The 19,484-nt window shown below is 59.1% G+C and carries 19 protein-coding genes; 13 read left to right on the forward strand and 6 right to left on the reverse strand.

Annotated elements, in window-relative coordinates:
* The first annotated feature begins 7 nt into the window (after nt 1-7).
* From NA78x_RS30555 to NA78x_RS30585, 7 genes are all read left to right on the forward strand, one after another.
* The gene (locus NA78x_RS30555) at nt 8-274 is read left to right on the forward strand and encodes a hypothetical protein (RefSeq protein ID WP_425616173.1); all 267 of its coding nucleotides are present in this window, start codon (nt 8-10) and stop codon (nt 272-274) included.
* A 98-nt stretch (nt 275-372) separates the two neighbouring features.
* Nucleotides 373-1,806: a DUF1501 domain-containing protein gene (locus NA78x_RS30560; protein WP_425616174.1), complete on the forward strand. Its 1,434-nt coding sequence runs from the start codon at nt 373-375 to the stop codon at nt 1,804-1,806.
* A gap of 264 nt (nt 1,807-2,070) precedes the next feature.
* Complete coding sequence (gene hpf / locus NA78x_RS30565; RefSeq protein ID WP_425616175.1) at nt 2,071-2,424, forward strand: ribosome hibernation-promoting factor, HPF/YfiA family; 354 nt, start codon at nt 2,071-2,073, stop codon at nt 2,422-2,424.
* Between the two features lie 138 nt (nt 2,425-2,562).
* Entirely contained in the window at nt 2,563-3,039 is a 477-nt protein-coding gene (locus tag NA78x_RS30570) for a PTS sugar transporter subunit IIA (RefSeq protein ID WP_425616176.1), read from the forward strand.
* A gap of 186 nt (nt 3,040-3,225) precedes the next feature.
* Nucleotides 3,226-3,531: an HPr family phosphocarrier protein gene (locus tag NA78x_RS30575; protein ID WP_425616177.1), complete on the forward strand. Its 306-nt coding sequence runs from the start codon at nt 3,226-3,228 to the stop codon at nt 3,529-3,531.
* A gap of 278 nt (nt 3,532-3,809) precedes the next feature.
* Nucleotides 3,810-4,100 (forward strand): hypothetical protein, encoded by a 291-nt coding sequence (locus NA78x_RS30580; protein ID WP_425616178.1) that lies wholly within the window; start codon nt 3,810-3,812, stop codon nt 4,098-4,100.
* Between the two features lie 94 nt (nt 4,101-4,194).
* On the forward strand, nt 4,195-4,740 hold the full coding sequence (locus NA78x_RS30585; RefSeq protein WP_425616179.1) for a hypothetical protein: 546 nt from the start codon (nt 4,195-4,197) through the stop codon (nt 4,738-4,740).
* A gap of 2 nt (nt 4,741-4,742) precedes the next feature.
* Here the strand turns inward: NA78x_RS30585 and NA78x_RS30590 are convergent, their stop codons facing one another.
* A complete protein-coding gene (locus tag NA78x_RS30590) occupies nt 4,743-7,022 on the reverse strand; it encodes a DUF1549 and DUF1553 domain-containing protein (protein WP_425616180.1) in 2,280 nt (759 codons plus the stop codon).
* Nucleotides 7,023-7,144: 122 nt separating this feature from the next.
* The gene (locus NA78x_RS30595; RefSeq protein WP_425616181.1) at nt 7,145-8,389 is read right to left on the reverse strand and encodes a NupC/NupG family nucleoside CNT transporter; all 1,245 of its coding nucleotides are present in this window, start codon (nt 8,387-8,389) and stop codon (nt 7,145-7,147) included.
* 762 nt (nt 8,390-9,151) lie between these two features.
* On the opposite strand from NA78x_RS30595, the gene NA78x_RS30600 reads away from it, so the two are divergent.
* A complete protein-coding gene (locus NA78x_RS30600; RefSeq protein WP_425616182.1) occupies nt 9,152-10,711 on the forward strand; it encodes a 2-isopropylmalate synthase in 1,560 nt (519 codons plus the stop codon).
* 89 nt (nt 10,712-10,800) lie between these two features.
* On the opposite strand, the gene NA78x_RS30605 is transcribed toward NA78x_RS30600, so the two are convergent.
* Nucleotides 10,801-11,664, reverse strand: coding sequence for an alpha/beta hydrolase (locus NA78x_RS30605; RefSeq protein ID WP_425616183.1), 864 nt, complete (start codon nt 11,662-11,664; stop codon nt 10,801-10,803).
* A gap of 306 nt (nt 11,665-11,970) precedes the next feature.
* On the opposite strand from NA78x_RS30605, the gene NA78x_RS30610 reads away from it, so the two are divergent.
* Together NA78x_RS30610 and NA78x_RS30615 are read left to right on the forward strand one after the other, a co-directional pair.
* Nucleotides 11,971-12,783, forward strand: coding sequence for a hypothetical protein (locus NA78x_RS30610; protein ID WP_425616184.1), 813 nt, complete (start codon nt 11,971-11,973; stop codon nt 12,781-12,783).
* A 2-nt stretch (nt 12,784-12,785) separates the two neighbouring features.
* Nucleotides 12,786-13,763, forward strand: a complete 978-nt coding sequence (locus NA78x_RS30615) for a DUF6714 family protein (RefSeq protein ID WP_425616185.1) — start codon at nt 12,786-12,788, stop codon at nt 13,761-13,763.
* Between the two features lie 53 nt (nt 13,764-13,816).
* Here NA78x_RS30615 and NA78x_RS30620 read toward each other — a convergent pair whose 3' ends face one another.
* Nucleotides 13,817-15,220 carry a PQQ-binding-like beta-propeller repeat protein gene (locus NA78x_RS30620; protein ID WP_425616186.1) on the reverse strand — a complete coding sequence of 468 codons (1,404 nt, stop codon included), beginning with the start codon at nt 15,218-15,220 and terminating at the stop codon, nt 13,817-13,819.
* Between the two features lie 198 nt (nt 15,221-15,418).
* On the opposite strand from NA78x_RS30620, the gene NA78x_RS30625 reads away from it, so the two are divergent.
* Together NA78x_RS30625 and NA78x_RS30630 are read left to right on the forward strand one after the other, a co-directional pair.
* The gene (locus tag NA78x_RS30625; RefSeq protein ID WP_425616187.1) at nt 15,419-16,750 is read left to right on the forward strand and encodes a formylmethanofuran dehydrogenase subunit B; all 1,332 of its coding nucleotides are present in this window, start codon (nt 15,419-15,421) and stop codon (nt 16,748-16,750) included.
* A 226-nt stretch (nt 16,751-16,976) separates the two neighbouring features.
* Nucleotides 16,977-17,387, forward strand: coding sequence for a hypothetical protein (locus NA78x_RS30630; protein ID WP_425616188.1), 411 nt, complete (start codon nt 16,977-16,979; stop codon nt 17,385-17,387).
* 13 nt (nt 17,388-17,400) lie between these two features.
* On the opposite strand, the gene NA78x_RS30635 is transcribed toward NA78x_RS30630, so the two are convergent.
* Nucleotides 17,401-18,012 carry a mobile mystery protein B gene (locus NA78x_RS30635; RefSeq protein ID WP_425616189.1) on the reverse strand — a complete coding sequence of 204 codons (612 nt, stop codon included), beginning with the start codon at nt 18,010-18,012 and terminating at the stop codon, nt 17,401-17,403.
* A complete protein-coding gene (locus NA78x_RS30640; RefSeq protein WP_425616190.1) occupies nt 18,009-18,383 on the reverse strand; it encodes a helix-turn-helix domain-containing protein in 375 nt (124 codons plus the stop codon). Before NA78x_RS30640 ends, NA78x_RS30635 begins: the two co-directional genes overlap by 4 nt.
* A gap of 353 nt (nt 18,384-18,736) precedes the next feature.
* Here NA78x_RS30640 and NA78x_RS30645 point away from each other — a divergent pair, with 353 nt between their 5' ends.
* On the forward strand, nt 18,737-19,423 hold the full coding sequence (locus NA78x_RS30645; protein WP_425616191.1) for a hypothetical protein: 687 nt from the start codon (nt 18,737-18,739) through the stop codon (nt 19,421-19,423).
* Nucleotides 19,424-19,484: the final 61 nt, after the last annotated feature.

Below are 19,484 nucleotides of genomic sequence, written 5' to 3' on the forward strand. Positions count from 1 at the left end.
TGGCGGCATGAAAACCAATCCCTACGCCTCGCCGCAAGAGTCCGACCCAGGGCGCAGCAGTTGGGTGGGGTTCGAGCACGTTGTCAGCGTGCTGATCTCAATCGTGTCGATCGGCTTTCTGATCTGGTTCAAAACGAACGTCGACCCGCAGGGGCCGTTGCGCCCGCTCGTATTTATCGGCTTCTTTTTGGCTGTTGGTGGCGCGTTTGCGCTGCCGATCTGCGGGCTGGTGGAACTAAGCGAATGGGCTTGGCGACACTGGCGAAGCCGATAAATCCCAGTCATTTTCCGTTGCGACTGGCCGTGGCAGTCGATATATAAAAGACGTTAGATGCTTCCTGCCTCACTCGCCCCTCCCTTGCGAGCCCGCCGATGCTATCTCCCGTCGATCTGCAGCGAATGAGCCTGCCCCGTGCTTGTGCCCAGCTTCGTCAACAGGCGGGTGTCGATCAAACTCGCGTCAGCCGGCGAGGTTTCGTTCATGCGGGCGTGTTGGGCACAGCTGGTTTGTCGCTGGCGGGATTGTTACGCAGCGAAGCAGGGGCTGCCGAACAGCCGGGCAATCATGCGGCCCGCGCCAAGCAAGCGAACAACGTCATTATCCTGTGGATGCGCGGGGGGCCGAGCCACATCGATATGTGGGATCCCAAGCCCGATGCTCCGGAAGAGTTCCGCGGTGAGTTCGGTACGATTAACTCCTCAGTGCCGGGCATTCAACTGACCGACATGCTGCCGAAGACGGCGCGGGTCATGGACAAGTGGTCCATCGTCCGCAGCTTGAATCATGGCGATGCCGGACATAGCACTGGCGACCAGATGTGCTTCACCGGTTATGGCCCGGGGCTCAATCCCGACGAGAACAAGCACCCCAGTTGCGGCTCGTATGTGGCCGAGCAACTGGGCCCGCTCAATCCCAAGCTGCCCGCTTATGTGATGATTCCGCGCATGGTTCCCGGCACCGGTGCCGCTTACTTGGGCGTGCCGAACAAGCCGTTTGAAACGGGCGCCGATCCGGCTCAGCCTGGACCGTTCAAGGTGCAGAATTTTGAGTTGGCCGAAGGGCTCTCGGTCGATCGGCTCGATAGTCGCCGGCAGTTGCTCACCGACCTCGATAAGCTGCGCAGGAGCGTCGACTCCAGCGGACGGATGGAAGGAATGGATCGCTTCAGCCAAAAAGCGGTCGACATGCTCCTGGCTCCTGAAGCACAAAAGGCGTTCAATCTCGACGCCGAGCCCATGGCGCTGCGCGAGAAGTACGGCTTCTCACCGGCCTTCGATCCGGGCGATCCGACGCGCTGCGGCGCACCGGCCTGGAGTCAGCGGATTTTGCTGGCGCGGCGGCTCGTCGAAGCAGGCGTGCGGCTGGTGACCGTCGATCTCCGCTGGTGGGACACGCACGTACAAGGCTTCGATTCGCTCCGTCGCGGCTTCTTACCACGCTGGGACCAAGCCTACACGACGCTCATCGAAGACCTGCACGAACGGGGCCTGCTCGAAACCACACTCGTTGTGGCCTGGGGCGAATTTGGTCGCACGCCGCGCGTGAACAACAACGCGGGCCGCGATCACTACCCGAACGTCTTCAGCGCGGCACTCGCCGGTGGCAAAGTGAAAGGGGGAAGAGTCGTTGGCTCTTCCGACAGCAAGGGAGCGTTCCCGAAGGATAATCCCAAGCCACCCCACGACGTGCTGGCCACGATCTACGACCATCTGGGGATCGATACCGCCCGCCACTATCTCAACGACAGCGGCCGACCCATTCGCCTGCTCCCCTACGGCCAGCCCATCAAAGAGCTGTTTGCCTGAGCGGGGCATCTATTCTGAAGACAGCCAACCCACCTCTCGGGCAGCGTTCGGCGGCTCCCCGCATCGCAGTTGCTACTAGCTTGCCGCCTAAGGCAGGGGGTAGATTAAGCAGTGCTTTGGTGCGATCAACCGGGTAGTGCGGCCGACGTCAGCTGGCCGCGACCTAGGGCGGGATTGCCTGCCCTGTTGCTGTGCACAGCAGAAGCTACACTAGAGGGCTTCCTTTGAGACCAACGGCCTTCATGCCTCTTGGAGACATCTTCGGTGCAGATCAACATCTCGGCACGTCACGGACACTTGAGCCCGGGCACCCAGGAGAAGATTTCGGACAAGGTGGAATCGATCCGCCGGTTGTTCGACCGGATCACAGCCATTCACGTGGTGGTCGATCTCGAGCATCGCGATGAACCCAGCGTCGAGTTGAAGGTCCTGGCCGAACATCACGACGAATTTATCGCCACGGTCAAAGCCGAAAACGTGCTGGCCGCCTTGGATGGGGCGATCGATAAAGCTGAAGCTCAGGTGCGCAAGTTCAAGGAACGCCTGAAGGATCACAAAGCCATCAGCCACAAGCACCTGGAAGCCCCATTGCCCGAACTGCCGGAAGACGAAGGTTAAGGCAGTTGCCGATTAGTTGCCCGCGTAGACAAACCAACGATTGACCCCGAAAATAAACCCTGACGATACCTGCTCTGTGGACTAAGCCCACCGCACTCGCTCGCGTGGCTGGCCCCCATCCTCGCAAGGAAACTGGTTATGAAGTTCAGTGATTTTGTTCAGACCGACGCCATCAAAGCGAGCGTTACGGCCCTCTCGAAGCCCGAAGTCATTCGCGAACTGGTCGAAGGACTGGCCGCGTCCGGCTCGATCAAGGCCTCGGATGCCGAAAGCATCATTGCCGCGATTCTCAAGCGCGAAGAACTCGGCAGCACGGGCATTGGCCGCGGTGTCGCCGTGCCGCACACCAAGCACCCCAGCGTCGAAAAGCTGGTGGGCACCGTGGGCGTGAGCCACGAAGGGGTCGACTTCAACAGCCTGGATGGCGACAAGGTCCACCTGTTCTTCCTGCTCGTCTCGCCACCCGATCGCCCTGGCGATCACTTGCGAGCACTCGAGAACATCTCGCGCCAGCTGCGCGACGATACGTTCTGTCGCTTTCTCAAGCAGGCCCAGACCGTGCAGGACATTCGTCAGTTGCTCGACGAGGCCGATCACAATCAGTTCTCCGCCTAAGACAGTACAGCCGTCATCGCCTCCTTCCAGAGCGATGATTGCTCCATCGCGGTTGCAAGTGTCCGCAGGGTGACAACGAGGCGCGAAGTTGTTCACCTGTCACCGATGATTCGTTTGTCGTTCGCTGAGCATTGCTCGGCAGGCAACGGGCTCCGTTCTTTTCTCTCGAATCTGCGTAGTCGTGCTATGTCTGAAACGTCTGCCCAGCGAACCGTGGTCGTCGCCAATACACAGGGCTTTCATGCCCGGCCGGCCCATTTGTTCGTCAAGTTGGCCATGACGTTCAAAAGCAAAGTGCAGATTCGTAAAGGCAACCAGGTCATCGACGGCAAGAGCATTCTCGACCTGCTCACCCTGGGCGCTGGCAATGGCACCAAGCTGGACCTGATCGCCAGCGGCGCTGATGCCACCGAAGCGGTCGCCGCTCTCGCGCAACTTGTCGAAGGTGGCTTTGGCGAACTGAGCGAAAACGGCAGCGAAGCAACGCACTAGTTCCTGCGGCTTTCCCCTGCGACATTCTGTCCCGTCGCTGACGGCACTTTGACGTAATCCGCATCTCTAGTCAGCGACGCGAGATTTCTTCTCGTTCGTAAACGCCACGCGAGCGATTGCTGCGTCTCGTTCCCCTGCAAAACCTACGGTTTGAAGTCGAGGCAAATGAGTCTCGGATTCCGTGAGTCTTCGCAGGGAGAAAAACGAAAGTGAGTTCACACTGTTTAAAAAGAAATCGCTGGCAACAGGCTGGTGCACTTCGCCGTGGCGCAACTGCTGTGCAAGTTGCTGTAGTGCTGGGTGCGGTGACATTGGTCGTGATCGGCAGCATCAGTGCGGTCGGCTCGAAGAGTAGCAGCCAGTTGACGCAGGTTGCGTCGAACGTCGGCAATCCGGGTAGCCTCGTTGGCAACTTTGGAAATGCGACCGGGTCGTCTACCAGCGGCACATCGTCTTCGGGCGGCAACACTGGCAGCAGTGGCACGACCGGTTCGACGGGCGGTTCTGCGGGATCGAGCGATTCCGGTGGCACCGACGACAGCTCGAGCGGTGGTTCGATTTGCCCCTAAACTCTTGAGGCAGCCTGCCGTGTTCACCAACTGCCCATTGCGATCGTCATCGCCTGCCACGATGACGCCCTCTGTCTCGAACAACGATTTGCCGTTGCTCCAAATTCTTGGGCTCGCCGCGATCGGCTTCTTCAGCGCCCATGCGACTTATCAACTGCTGAATGGCCGTCTCGAAAACCTGCTGTGGGCCTGTCACCTGGCCGATTTGGCCGTGGGTATCGGACTCGTGCTCGCTTCACGCACCATCACTGCGACCGGACTAATCATGCTCGGCTTTGGCCTGCCGATGTGGCTGATCGGAATTGCGACCGGCGGCGAGTTTTATCCCACGTCGATTCTCACGCACATCGGCGGCACCAGCGTCGGCATTGTCGGCCTGCGAAAACTCGGCGGCCTGCAAGGCGATTGGTGGAAGGCATACCTCGCCGTGCTGGCGCTGATTGTCCTCTCGCGCAGCGTTACACCCGAGCCGATGAATGTGAACTTCGCTTTTCGTACCTGGTCGTTCGCCCGCGACTGGTTCCCCACGGTCGAACTTCACCTGCTCAGCCTGCTCGCCATTTGGGCAACCGGCCTCTTCGTAACAGAACGTCTGCTGTCGTTGGCAACTGGCAATCGACTACATCTTCCGGCTCACTAGTTTTAGTGCCGGAAGACAAACTCTTTGCTGTTCAGCAGGGCCCAGGCGAGATCCTGCAGGCCACTGAGACGGTTCTCATGCTGCGCGAGAAGTTGCTTCGCGGCATCAAGCTCTTCTACTGTGGGCTTGCGCAACAATGTGACGAAGTACAGTTCTGCAATGATCTGCTCGGGGGACTTCTCCGACGCTGCGAGCCTCGCCAAGCGATTGTCGTCCTTGGCCAGCAAGCTATCGAGCCCTTCGTCGCCGAGCAGCACAAACGCTTGCTTGAGCGTCGTTTCGCCCGAGCGTTCGCACTCACAAGCCAGCAGGCGTTCGGGCTTGCCAAAGGTCTTGAGGAAACGATCGGCGGTGGTCGGTGCCTTTTCCTTTGCCCGCACACGTTCGACGCCACGAACCTGTCCCGCGCGGGTTCCTAGTGGATAGCCGGCGAACTCGGTGGGCGTCTCCAACACTGAGCACCAGGCGTCGAGCAGCTTCTCCGCCGAGAGGCGCTGCGGAACCGTACGCGAAAACGTGCGCACATCCTGGTTGTTGCTCAGGTTGGGTGTACTCGAAAGTTGATAGACCTGGCTGGTCATGATTTCGCGAATGAGTGTCCGCAGATCAAAATCGGCGGCAATCAAGTCATTGGCCAATTGGTCGAGTAACTGCGGGTGCACCGCGGGGTTCGTCGCGCGAAAATCATCGATGGGCTCGACAAGTCCGCGACCCAACAAGTGGTACCACACCAGGTTCGCCTGATTCTCGGCAAAGCGTTTGTTGTCGGCTGAGGTCAGCCATTCGCCCAGTGCATCCAGTCGGTCGCTCTTGATATCGACGGGCGACTTCGCCCCCAGCAACCGAGGCTGCGCGTCTTTACCCGTGCGCGCGTTCTTCACTTCCCCTTCGCTATTGATTTTCACGATCTGCTGACCGATGAACTCGTTCTTGTCGAGCTTATCTTTTCGCTTGTTGTCGGGAATGTCGTAATCAATGCGGGCGAACACGCCGGCCCAGTTGTAGTAATCGTCTTGCGTCCAGGTGTCGTACGGGTGATTGTGACAGCGGGCACATTGCAGCCGCACACCGAGAAACAAGCGGGCCGTGGTTTCGCCGCGAATGAATGGGTCACGCGTTGCCCGATAGAAATTCGTCGGCGGATTCTCGTACGTACCACCTTTGGCCGTGACAAGTTGCTTGACCATGTCACTCAGCGAAGTGCCGTGGGCAAACGAAGTCCGCAACCAATCGTAAAAGACGTCGACACCCTTGGTATCGAGCACCTTCTCTTCGTTCCGCAACAGGTCTGACCACTTGAGCGCCCATTGTTCGGCGAACTCCGGCCGCGCAAGCAAACGGTCGATCAGCTGCTCGCGTTTGTCGGGCGATTCATCAGCGAGAAACGCTTCAGCTTCTTCAGCCGTCGGCAACAGGCCGAGCAAATCGAGCTGCGCGCGGCGCAGATAGGTGGCGTCATCGCACGGCTGCGAGGGCGTGAGTTGCAGTGTCTGCAGTCGAGCAAAGACTTTTTCGTCGATTGGGTTCGCGGCTGGCGGAGCTTGCCAAGTGATGGCTGGCGACGAAGGCAAAAACGCAATGCGCACGGGCATTTGCAGGTTGAGATAGCGAACCAGAATGGTGGTCTCGCCGAGCGAGGTTCGTGTGACGAGCCCGCCGCTACTGACTTCCGCCAGGTTGTCGGTCAACTCGTACACGGCCAGGTTGCGCACGTCGCGGCGCGTGCCATCGGCAAAGACAGCCGTCACTTCAATCTGTTGTGTCTCTTGCGGCGCGACCACAACGGTTTCGAAAGGTTGCACTTCCAGCTTGACGAGCTTGGGTTCTCTCTTGATCGGCCCAGGAGCACCCGCGGCGATCCAATCGTGAATCACCTGGTACTCGTGCGAGTTCAAGTGAAACCGCACTCCACCCTGATGCACCACCTGCCCCGCTGGCTTTTGCAACAGCAGGCTGGCAGCTGGCTCGTGAATGTTCACACGCCGCTGTTCGAGTTCGCGCGTAAGCGTGCGATGATCGAGCGCCGGGTCTTCGCCGCGCAGCGACAGCTTGAAGCCACCCTTGCCATTGAGATTGCCGTGGCAGGCTCCCATGTTACAGCCCGACCGTGACAGGACGGCCATTACATCGCGGCGAAACGAAGGAACTTCTTTCGCGGCTTCGTCCTCTGCCCGCAGTGACGCCGCATTGGTGCAGGACAGCGCAAGTAATGCCAAGCAGCTCCACCGCGCAATCAGGTGCGTGCGGCGGCAGCGATTCGTCGCTGAAATTAGGGCATCCATAGGCCAGCCGTGCGAGGTGGGAAGGTGAAGCGGAACGAGGGCAAAACGGAGCCCCTTTAGTATCGGCGACAGCGCAAGTGAATGCAATTGAAAGGCGTAGGCGAACACAACTCCGCAATCGTCTATTTGATCAACACGCCAGCTACGCAGGCTGTCATGCAACATGCCAACGTACCGCCGAGCATAGCACGCAAGCCTAGGCGGGCTAAATCGCCCTGGCGTTCAGGGGCCATGGCACCAAGGCCACCAATTTGAATCCCTATCGAAGCAAAGTTCGAGAAGCCGCAGAGTGCGTAGGTCATAATGACGATCGTGCGCGGTTGCAGCTTGATTTCGGAGTCCACTTTCATCCAAGTATGCAGCACGTCGTAGGCCACGAACTCGTTGGCAAACATCTTCAAGCCCAGCAATTCTCCTGCGCGGCCGGAATCTTGCCATTCAATTCCCATGAGAAGTGCAATTGGCGCAAAGAGAGCTCCAATTGCATTCTGCAGGGACCAATCGCGGGCTGAAACGAAAACCGTGTAGTGCGCGATCATGTCCCCAATCGCTTGCACGACATAGTCGCCCATCGCGATTAAAGCCATGAACGCAACGAGCATTGCGGCCACGTTCAACGCCAACTTGAGTCCGTCGCTGGCTCCGATGGCGGCCGCTTCGATTACATTCGCTCCCACGCGAGGCGGTTCAATTCGGACGTCACCGAAGGTCTGCGGAACTTCCGTTTCAGGTTGCATGATCTTTGCCAGTAGCAGACTGGCGGGCGCCGAGATGACCGAAGCAGTGACGAGATGCCCAGCGTCGATACCCATCCCAACAAATGCCGCGAGCACACCGCCTGAGATCGTCGAAAACCCGCCGACCATCACCGCATTCAATTCCGAGAGAGTCATGGTCGGCAAGTAGGGTTTAATGACGAGTGGAGCCTCTGTTTGGCCGAGAAAGATGTTCGCACTCGCCGACAGGGTTTCTGCGCCCGATGTGCCGAGCGTTTTTTGCATGAACCAAGCCAGACCTTTCACGAGAACTTGCATCGCGCCGGCGTAGTACAGAATCGACATGAAGCACGAGAAGAAGATAATCGTCGGCAACACTTTGAAGGCAAAGTAGTGCTCTCGAAACGGCTTGCCGAAAACAAACTCCGAGCCCGTGTCGGTAAACTCAAGGATCTTCGTGAAGAAGTTGCCAATCACGTCGAAGAACCAGCGACCCGGCTCCGTCATCAGCGTTAGCCAGCCCAAGAAGAACTGTAGGGTGATGCCGGCGATCACGATTCGCCAGGGGAACCTTCGCTTGTGCGAACTCATCAGCCAGGCCAGAAAGATCATCACAAACAAGCCAAGCAGACTGATCAGGCGTTGTTGCACGGAACCCGTCCTCAAATTTTTCGAGGCTTTGCTGGAGAAGGCATCGCTGGTTGCAGAAGCTTAGTTGTGGTCAGAATTTCGCCGCGCCCGTCGCTGACACATATTAAGTCACGCTGTTCCCGCCGGATAGTTCGAAGTTTGGAGTTCGAAGTTGGGAAATAGCAACTTCCGACTTCTGATCTCGGATCTTCTGACCTCCGGGGTGCGGTAGTGCTAAAGCCGTTAAACCGCCGGGGCAGGCCCGGGGGCGGTTGTTTGATTGCCGACCTCCGACTCCTGAGCCCTGTCCCCCGATTGCTGTGAACCTTCGAGCTCCGTCGGCTGTCTCGACCTTGACCACTTGCGGGGGCGATAGTAGAGTCAAGTGATCGCTTCCAATCCGTAAGAAATCGAAAAAACCATGCGACTGCACGGCCGACTTCTCGACCTTCTTCTCACGCTTGCCTTGGGCAGGACGTAGGGGTGCAGCAGCGCAATTGATGAGTGGCAACTTCACCCCGGAGCCTGACAAAGCTTCGGGGTTTTTTTGTTGGCAGAGAGAATTTTCGGCAGAACGAGCATGGCAACCGGCGAACATCCAGACAGCACGACACGCCCGGCGGAAACTTCCGCCGCGGTCATCGGCTGGCTGCGCGGAATGCCCCTTGGCCAGGGGAGTCGTTATTTGACGGAGCTGCTCCTTGTCGGGCCGGCGTGAGGCCGGCAGCAAGTGAGCCCAACACGTTAGAATAATGATTAGCTAGCCAACGAAGGATTTTTCTGATGACTGCCATGCGAACGATCAAGATTTTCGACACCACGCTGCGTGACGGCGAGCAATCGCCCGGCTGCAGCATGAACCTGCAAGAGAAGCTGGAGATGGCCCAGTCGCTCGTCGACCTGGGGGTCGACATTCTGGAAGCCGGCTTTCCCATCGCTTCGCCCGGCGACTTTGAGTCGGTGCGCGAGATTGCCAATACCATTCAAGGCGCCACCATCTGCGGCCTGGCCCGCTGCAACGATCAAGACATCGATCGTGCCTGGGAAGCCGTGAAAGGTGCCAGCGACAAGCGAATCCACATCTTCCTGGCTACGAGTGCCATCCATCGCGAATTCAAACTGAAGATGACCCGCGAAGAGATTGTCGAGCGGGCCGTGAAAGGTGTGAAACGCGGCAAAGCTGTGTGCGACGATATCGAGTTCTCGCCCGAAGATGCCGCCCGCACCGAGCGCGATTTTCTCTGCCAGGTGGTCGAAGCAGCGATTGCAGCGGGAGCCACGACCGTCAACATTCCCGATACGGTCGGCTATACCACGCCGTTCGAGTACGGTAGCGTGATCGCGATGCTGAAAAATCGCGTGCCGAATATCGACAAGGCGGTCATCAGCACGCACTGTCACAACGACCTGGGGCTGGCCGTTGCTAACAGCCTGGCAGCGGTTGAGAACGGCGCGGGACAGATCGAGTGCACCATCAATGGCATCGGCGAACGAGCGGGCAACTGCTCGCTGGAAGAAGTGGTGATGGCGCTCAAGACCCGCGAAGACCACTACCAGTGCACGACGCGCATCGTCACGCCGCGGCTGGTTCCCACGAGCCGTCAACTGTCGTCGATCACTGGTCTGCAAGTGCAGCGGAACAAGGCGATCGTCGGTCGCAATGCGTTCGCCCACGAAGCGGGCATTCATCAAGACGGCATGCTGAAGGAACGAACCACCTACGAGATCATGCGGCCGGAAGACGTCGGTTTTCAAAAGACCGACCTCGTCCTGGGCAAGCATAGCGGCCGCGCGGCTCTCTCGGACCGGGCGAAATCGCTGGGCTACATGCTGACGCCCGAGCAAGTCCAGCCTGTGTTTGACGAGTTCAAGAAGCTGGCCGACAAGAAGAAGGAAGTCTACGACGGCGACATCATCGCGCTGATCGAGCATCAACTGCACGGTGCCCCATCGCAGGAAGAATGGCATCTCGTGTCGTTCGAAGTGATTTGCGGTACCGGGCGCAAGCCGCACGTAACGATGACGATGAGCCGTGGCGGCAAGGAAACCTCAGCCACCATGACCGAAGGGGACGGGCCAATCGACGCCGCGTTTCTCGCCACCGAACGCATCACCGGCGTGAAGGTGAAGTGCGTCGAGTATCAAGTTCGCAGCGCCACGCTCGGTCACGATGCCCTGGGCGAAGTCACTCTAACCGTGGAACACTCGGGCCAAAAGTTTCGCGGCCGTGGTGTGTCGACCGATACCGTCGAGGCCACCGTGCAGGCGATTCTTGTCGCCGTGAACCGCATTGTTCAAGGCCAAGGGAGCACCACTCGCCGCGTCGATACGCAGCAAGCGTAGGCAGGCGATTCTGAAAGGCCGCAGAGCACAAGCTCAGCCATTCACCCCGGCCCTCTTCCCAAAGCAATGGGGAGAGGGATGAAAGGAAGCTACTCCGTGCGTTGGCTCTTCAGCGGCGGGAGCTTGGTGATGAATTGATCGAGGGCGATGCGATACTCTTCGGGGAGGGGGTCGTTATGCTTACCGCCGAAGTTGGTGATCATTCGTTTGTCTTGGCTGCCAGCGGCGTTGAAGAGATCGAGCCCTTGGTGGTAGGGAATCACTTCGTCGGCATCGCCGTGCGCGAGCAGGAGCGGACCTTGGTAGTTCTTGATCTTGCTGAGTGAGTCCATCTTCGTCTTGAGGAGCCACTTCATCGGCAGCCAGCTGACATGATGCTGGGCAACATCAGGAATCGACGTGAAGGTGCCGGTGAGGACCAGTCCGCGCGCGCCATCGGTCGAGGCCAGATCGACAGCAACACCGCCACCGAGCGATTGGCCCATGAGCACCACGTCGCTTTCGGCGATTCCTTCTTTCTGCGCGAGCCAACGGCGGGCGGCGCGGGCATCTTGCAGCACTCCCTCTTCGCTCGGTTTGCCTTCACTCTTGCCGTAACCACGATAGTCAAGCGCAAGTGCCGAGAGTCCGTGGCGATGATTGAGAATGCGGAGCGAATCGGCCATCAGCGTGACGTTGCCGGCGTTGCCATGCAGCACCAGCGCGTGAGCCTTGGGTTCGGGGTGGCGAACGTACCAGCCATGCAACTTGGTGCCGTCCGCAGCGCCAAATTCGGCATCTTGCACCAGGACCGTGGTCTGCGTCCATTCGCCGTGCGGAAAGCGGTCGGGATGAAACAGCGAGCTTCGTTCCCAATACTGGGTGGGGGAGAGCGGCCCCATCCAATTGCAGCCGGAAGAGATTAGGAGCAACGCAGCGCATGCTAGCAACGAGCGAACGGCGGCTGTCGGCATGCAGGCGTCTCCCACGCAGAACGGACTGAGGCAGATCTTTCAGGTAGCGGCGCGAACGATAGCGAGAGGGAAGAAACCGGTCAATCGCAGGCGGGCACGCTAGCGGCATTTCTGGCTGCAGCCCACGTAAGTTCGCCAGATGCCGGTGGGAAAAAGGTCCAAGATGTTGATTTATAGGCCGACTTTATCAACACCCCTGTCATTGCGCGCACATCGACTTACGTCAAATGCTGCGCACCTGGCTCCTCCCTCTATAATTGCAACTGCCTGACGAGGAAGCACCCGGAACACCGCTCGAGAAGAATCATGGCCGATAACAAGAACCGCATCCTCGTCACGTTCATCGACAGCGAGAACGACGAGCCACTGGGCGAAATCAAGTTGCCTCCCGAGCAACTACCCGAGTCGTTTGTCGAAGAAACTACGTTGCACCTTAACGACGAAGATTGGCTGGTCGTCTCGGCCGAGCCAGCAACTCGGGCCGAGTACTCGCAAACCAAAAAGCTGACGCTTCACTTGCGCCGCGTCGAGCAGATGGACCCCAGCAACATCCTGTATAGCCTGCCGTCGATTACGAACGAGTTGCCGCCGTGTGGCGACCGGCCCCTGAACGGCCAAGAGCTCAGCATGCTCGACGACAACTGGCGACAGTTCGAGTTGGTCTCGCAGTGCTTCGCCGAGCAAGTCAGTCAGGAACTCGCGGTCATCCAAACCATTCACGAACAGGAATCGACCGGTGCGGGCTGGCGCAAGGTTCACGTGCGCCGGCAACCCGAGACGCCCATTGAGGGCTTCCTGTCGCTCCGCGAATTGCTCGCAGCATTCTCCGTAGACACTCCCGAGGGACTCACCTTTCACGGCGCCGAGAGCCGCGTTGAAGCCGGCTTCGCCTTCACGGCCAGCGATGGCCAGGCCTGCTATGGCCTCGCGCCGGGCGGAATGGTATCCGTTTTGGGCATCGCTCAAACATCGTTGCCTGCTCCCCCTCAGCAGTCGATCACAAAGTTGGCCGAGATTGCCCAGAAGTTCGATCTCGAACTGGTGCAATGGTGCCGCTGTGCACGGGCCACGGCCGATCAGCCTCTCTTCCGACAACTGCTTACGGAAAACGCGGAGTAGCGATGGACGTCCTCCTGCGCGAGTACACAGCCGACGATTGGCCAGCGGTCTGCCAGGTTCACGATGCGGCGCGCGTGCAGGAATTGGCTGCGGGCCAAGTCGATCCGCGCGCCTTTCGCCCGATGCTGGAAGTAGCCAAAGCCGACGAGTTCTTCCTCTCCGAAACGCTGGTCGCCTGCGCTGGCGAAGCAGTCGTTGGCTTTGTTTCATGGAATAGTTCGTACATCACGTGGCTCTATGTCGACCCCAGGCAGCAGCGGCGCGGCATTGGTCGCCAACTGCTGCAGGCCGCGCTCGATCGCATCGGCGGCGAAGCCTGGACCACGACCATTGCCGGTAACGAGCCGGCCCTTTCGCTCTATCGCTCGTTGGGCCTGGAACTTGTCAAAACCATGCCCAGCGAGATCGAAGGCTTTGCTTGCGAAGGCCAGCGCCTCGCCCTGCCCACGAGTCGCATGCGAGATCCTGCCGCGCGACGCGAAAAGGGAGTTGTCGACCCGGAACAAGTTGGCAATGCCGTGGCCGATCAGGATCGTGTCGCTCAGTTGATTCGCACTGCCTTTCACGGCGTGAAGCTGGGCCACGGTACTGGTCTGTGGGAAGCGCAAGGGATCGACGACTATGCTGAAGACGACCAGATTCAGGCATATCGCGCCAAGGACGAAAAAGAAGACTGGTCAGCCATCCCTGTGGAAGACCTGAATCGGTGCTACAGCAGCTTGTCGTTCTTCGACGCAGCAGGGATGCGTTTTCACCTCCCTGCGTTCTTGCTCGCCGACCTCGCGGGCAAGTACACGTCGATGGACATTCTGTTCACGCTGACGACGCGCAGCAATTACACAACCTCGCGCTTCGCGGAACTTTCGCCCTCACAAAGAGCGGCCATCCGGCAGTTCCTCCTCCTGCGACTCGCCGACCCGCACCACAGTCTGTCGCATCGATCCATTCAAGATGCACTGGAGCGTTATTGGGCGAAATGAAGCTGGATTACGACGGGTTTTTAGCCCTGCGACGTTAACGCCTCGAAGCGCACTCACTTCGCCAGCGACACGCACACAATCTCTTCGTCATTCCGCGCGTACACGCTACGGTTGGCGAAGGCAGGGTGGCTCCAGACCACTTCGCGGCCGAAGGCTTCGCTGGTGGGCTTAATGAGAGGAAAGCGGCTGATCTCTTCGTAGCCTTCGCGATTGAGGTTCGCGAGGATCAAATCGCCCGTTTCGCTGAAGAGGAAGAAGTGTTCGCCGTGCTTGGTGATGAAGGCGGTGCCATGGCTGGCTCGACGTTCGCCCGTGGTGGGCTTGAACGTCTCCCACAATCGCTTACCCGTTTCGAGATCGACGCCGCGGAACTGCCCGCCGCGGCAATCGGCACCGAACACAACTCCCTTGTCGATGTACGGTGTGCTGTTGCAGGTGTAAACAGCGGTCTTGTTATCGCCGATCCAGACCTCTTCCACGGCTGGCTTGGTGCGATCAAGCTTCCACACGCCGCCGATGTCGCCAATAGCGCTCGCGTACAGATAGTCGCCCGACTTCACCGGCGCGGCGACCGACATGCCGTACTGCGGCGCGAGCGGTTCGGTCCAATAAACTTCGCCCGTGTTCGGGTTGAGACTATTGATCGACTCGGGATGCCACACGACCAGCTGCTTGGTGCCACCAGCGTCGATGATATTAGCCGGGCAATAACCGGCGTCAGGAGCCGAGAGCGCTTTCCACAGTTCTTTGCCATCTTCCTTGTCAAATGCCACAACGATGGAACCAGGTCCACCAACCAGGCAGATGAGTTTGTTCTCGTACACGAGCGGATGGCTGCAGAAGCCCCAGATGGGCGTTGGCGCTTTGTAGTCGACTTTGAATTCTTTCGACCACACGACTTTGCCAGTAGCTGCTTCCAGGCAGAAGAGATTTCCCTCGGCACCGAGCGTGTAGACTTTGCCCTCGTGCACGGTCGGTGTGCAGCGCGGACCGTTGGCATACGAAATGGCGTAGGGGCACTCGTATTCGTGCTTCCAGAGCAGGCTGCCGTCCTTTGCACTCAGACACAGAACCCGCTCGGTCCCCTTCAATTCGTTGCGCGTCCCGGGATCGTTCTGCAGGGCACCTTCCTTGCGCTGATAGTCCATCACAAAGACGCGATCGCCGACGACCGCTGGCCCGGCATAACCGCCACCGATCTTCGTTCGCCAGGTGACCGGAAGGCCACCTTCAGGAAACTTATCGACGACGCCCGTCTCGTTCCACGTGTCGTCGCGATTCGGTCCCATCCACTGCGGCCAATCCGACGTTGCCGCCGCGGCAGAAACAAGCTGCACGTTCCCCGGCTCGGGTGTCTCGGTGGCGGGAGCATCTTTCTTGGTTGCCTCGGTGGGCAAGACAGCGGGTGTACCACAGCCCAGCATGCTGACGAGCAGAGAAAGAAATAGCCAACGCATAGTGAGCACCTGGGGAGTGTGAAGACAGCAAAACGATCGAGTCGGGGCAAGTCGGCGCAGGGTAACGGCGCACGAGCTATACCGGCGACGGGCAGAATCCTTACATTATATCCGGCAGGCTGCGGCGAAAGTGTTTCGCCGGGCCCCAGATCGCTCGTCTTATCATCGCGGCAATCCGCAGTTGCACCCAGGCATCGAATGGCTTCCCAACCAACCAGCCCGACAGCGAAGCGCGTGCAGGACATCACTTGCGCGACCTGCGCCTGCCTGTGTGACGACATCGAGCTGACGATTCAAGGCAACCGCATCGTGGCTGTCGAGAATGCCTGTGCGGAAGGCAAAGCTCGCTTCCTGCGCGATCGGAGTGCCGCGCAACCGGCTTGCCTCATCGAAGGAAAACCAGCGACGCTGGAACAAGGGATCGAACGAGCTGCCCAGTTGCTCTCTGCGGCCAGGTACCCGCTGGTGTTCGGACTGCGACAGACGACCATCGAAACGCAACGCGTGGCCCTAGGCATTGCCGATGCGTTGGGCGCGGTGATCGATTCCACCGACGGCGATTTTCATGGCTCTGCCGGCCTGGCCTTGCCCAAGGTGGGCGAAAGCACGTGCTCACTGGGCGAAGTGAAGAATCGCGGTGACTTGGTCATCTTCTGGGGAACCGATCCGGCGGAAACCCATCCGCGGCACTTGGATCGATACAGCTTTGAGCCGAAGGGGCTGTTCGTCCCCGGCGGCCGTGTCGATCGCACCTGCGTCGTGATCGACTCCCAGGTGAACAGCACGGCGGCTAGCGCTGATTCCTTTCTGCAGATCAAACCAAACAGCGACTTCGAGGCAATTTGGACCTTGCGAGCCTTGCTGGCGGGGATTGAAGTCGATGCGACACTCATCGAGGCCACCACCGGCCAATCGCTCGACGCATGGCAAAGTCTGCTCACGCAAATGAAGCAAGCCAAATACGGCGTGATCTTTTTTGGCGATCGCTTGACCAACTCGCGCGGCCTGTACGCCAACGGCGATGCGATCCGCGCGCTGACTCGTGACCTGAACGAGCACACGCGTTTTGTCTGCCGCTTCAATCGCCGCGAACCGAACGCCAGCGGAGCAGAGAACGTCAGCGCGTGGCAGACCGGCTATCCCTTCGCCGTGAATCTCGCCGCCGGCTATCCCCGCTTCAGCCCCGGCGAATACAGTGCGACTGCCGTCCTTGCCCGCCGCGAAGCCGACGCTGCCTTGATCGTCTCGGGCGATCCAGTTGCCGCTTTGCCTGCTGCGGCTCGCCAGCATTTGGCAACGATTCCGACCATCGCGCTGCAGTCGCTCGATACCCCCAGTTCGCTCAGTTCGACGGTCGTGTTCAATGTGGCAGCCAGCGGCATCGAGGTTCCCGGCCCGCTCTCCCCCAGCACCATGTACCGCCTCGACGACGTGCCGCTCCCGCTGCGCGCGGTGCTCACCTCACCCCTACCCAGCGATCGCGACCTGCTCGCCCGCATTGAGCAACGCTTGAAAGAGTTCGAAGTTTAAGGTTTAAGGTTTAAGGTTTAAGGTTCAAAGTTGGAGCGCAAGCAATTTCCGCTGCGCCTCTAACTTTGAACCTTAAACTTGACACCTTGAAACAATGCCGCAGATACTCTCCAAGCGCTGACGCTTGCGGCCCAGGTAAATCGAGCTTTCCGGGCGAACCTTTGAGCAAGTCGATGCGTCTCTTGGTTAGAGAGTTGTTTGATCTTGGCCCGCGTGAGTTTGAATCTTGAAACGTCGACCTTCCAGCCGCGTGCTACGCAGCCTGTGTGCCGATTTGTCGCCCGAAGATGGCGTCGATCCGCGGTTGCTAGCTCGCGGCGGCGATACCGATGACCGTCGCAAGACCTGGCAGCTGTGCAGCCAGGTACACGATTCGCTCCGCCTCATTCTGGGCGAAGCGGCCGACGAGCGATTGCACAGCCTGGAAGTTCGCGAGGTCTTGCCGGCCCCGAATGCCGCGCAGTTGCTCGTTCTCTTGGTGCCGCTCGATGTCCTTACTGCGGAAGAACGCCAGCAGACCGAAGCTGCCCTGAACGCTGCCGCCGGTTGGATCCGCAGCGAAGTCACCAGCGACATCACCCGCAAGCGTGCCCCGCGTTTGCTGCTACAACTGCTACCGGGACCGAGCAAGGCGTAACTGCTCCAAGTTGTCAGGGCTTGGTTGACGCTTCCGCGTATTGCCGATGCATTGCGATCAGGTCGTTGTAGTTTCCTTCGTCGGCTTGCTTGATCGCAGCAATGTACGCTGCTCTAGCTTCACTTGTTGCCCCGATCATTGTTTCGGGCCAGAGTGTCAGCGGCTGTCGATGATGTTTGAGCCAGATATTGGCCAACATTCGCGCCCAGCGACCATTGCCATTTAGGAACGGATGGATCTGAACTGCGCGGTGATGAAGTCTGGCAGCTTGCTCGACAAAGTCGATTCCAAATCCTGGCCAGCTCTGCAAGTCATCCAGCAGCATGGCGAGATTTTCAGGAATCGCGCGACTAGCAATACCGAGATTGAGTTCTCGGCCGCGCTGGCAACCGGCCCAATGCCAGACTTCACCAAACATCTCTTGGTGCAAGCTCAGGCACCAAGCGAATGTGAACTTGGCACTGCGGCGTGAAGGGCGCACCGTTAAATATCTCGCGACGACCTTCTCAATGTTCGTCGCCTCAAAAATATTTAGTTCGGCCCGGGTGGTGATTCCCTTGATCTTCAGGCCGGAGAGATCGTCGAGCGGAGTTTCGCCCGGCACAATAGGACCAAACGGCGTCATTCGTCCCAGAGCCTCCGGCCGGAACCAGCGAGTAGCCGATGGGCGTTGCGTCGCTGCAGGGTTTCGATGGTCGCTCGATCGACGGCCTGAGATTCCAGACCCATCGTGGCTTGGACCATTCCCACTAAGTGAGCGGCGCGTTGTCGCGCCTGTTGTTCGCGGAAGTCCTCCGCGTTGACGATCTCGATAATTTGCACGCCCATTCCGAGTGCCGCTGCCAGAGCTTCGACTGTGGCCACCGACGGACTCGTTTCTTTGCCCGTCAGGATGCGGTGCACCGTCGGAACCGAGATGCCGGCCCGGCGCGCAAGGGTTGCTCGGCTCATTCCGAGTTGACGGCGACGCAGGTCGAGTTTGGACAGTTCTATCATGATGTCACGCAGATTCATGATCGAGCATGAATCTAAACAATCCGATTCTTTGATCACAGCAGATATGATTATCGACTAAATCATATCATGCATGATCAGATTTTCAATTTTCGAATCGCCTGGATTGTCGTAAGTCGTTCTCTTTCAATATTTTGTGGAAATTCACTATTTCTGATCGACTCGTTGCCGCCGTCTTCGGTGCCGGATGGCACACCAAGCGAACCGCCGCTGGTGGTCGGAAAGCTCAGGACGAAGACAACGTAGGCGATTGATAGAAATTCCGGTCCATCGCCAGATTCTGCTCGGCCGACGCAGCGTGTGACTTGGCTGGCTCGTGGCGCTAGAATACAGCGATGCTCACTCACCGCGCACCGCTGCTGCTCGCACTGCTTCTCTGTGCGGTGGGGGCCGAGTCTGCGCAGGGCGGGCTGAGCAGTCCGAATAGTTGGCAGCGAGTCTCGGACGACGGTCAGTTTGTACTGGTGATGATTTCGCCTTGGTCGGTGGAGGACGATGCCAAGGTTCGCCGCGAAGCGCAGCGCGCGGAGATTCTCCGCCTGCGGGGCACTTACTCGCAGAGCGGGCTGTATCGCAACGATGGCAGCACTGAACCCGTGTGGACAATTGCCTATGCGGGCGAGCAGAGCATGTTTCTCTCGTCCGACGGCAAGTACCTGGTCTTGGCTGACCCAAGTTGGCACTATGGGCACGTGGCCTTGTTCTTTGCGAATGGAAAATTGCTGAAGCGTTGCAGCTTCAGCGATTTGGCCAGGCATTATTTGCCCATCTGGAAACTGCGCGGCGGCGTGAGTTGCAGCGGACTGCGGTTCGACGAGCAGCAGCAGACGTTCACGGTCTCGACCAACCAAGGCGAGGCTTTTGTCTTCGACATCACCACCGGCAACCTGATCCGCAGTTCGTCTCGGTACCCGCTCTACCTGGCGGCTTCGCTGGTCCTGCTGATGGGCCTTGGTGCCATGGGTTTCGGCTTCCGCATTGCCAGACGACCGACGCGGCCCGACAAGGCCGGATTGACGTAAGTGGCAGCCTGTCCGAGTAAGGGGTCGTTCACAAACCGGGGGTGGTTTGTGAACAGCAGGT

It is taken from the genome of Anatilimnocola aquadivae (assembly GCF_049819085.1).
Taxonomy (GTDB): domain Bacteria; phylum Planctomycetota; class Planctomycetia; order Pirellulales; family Pirellulaceae; genus Anatilimnocola.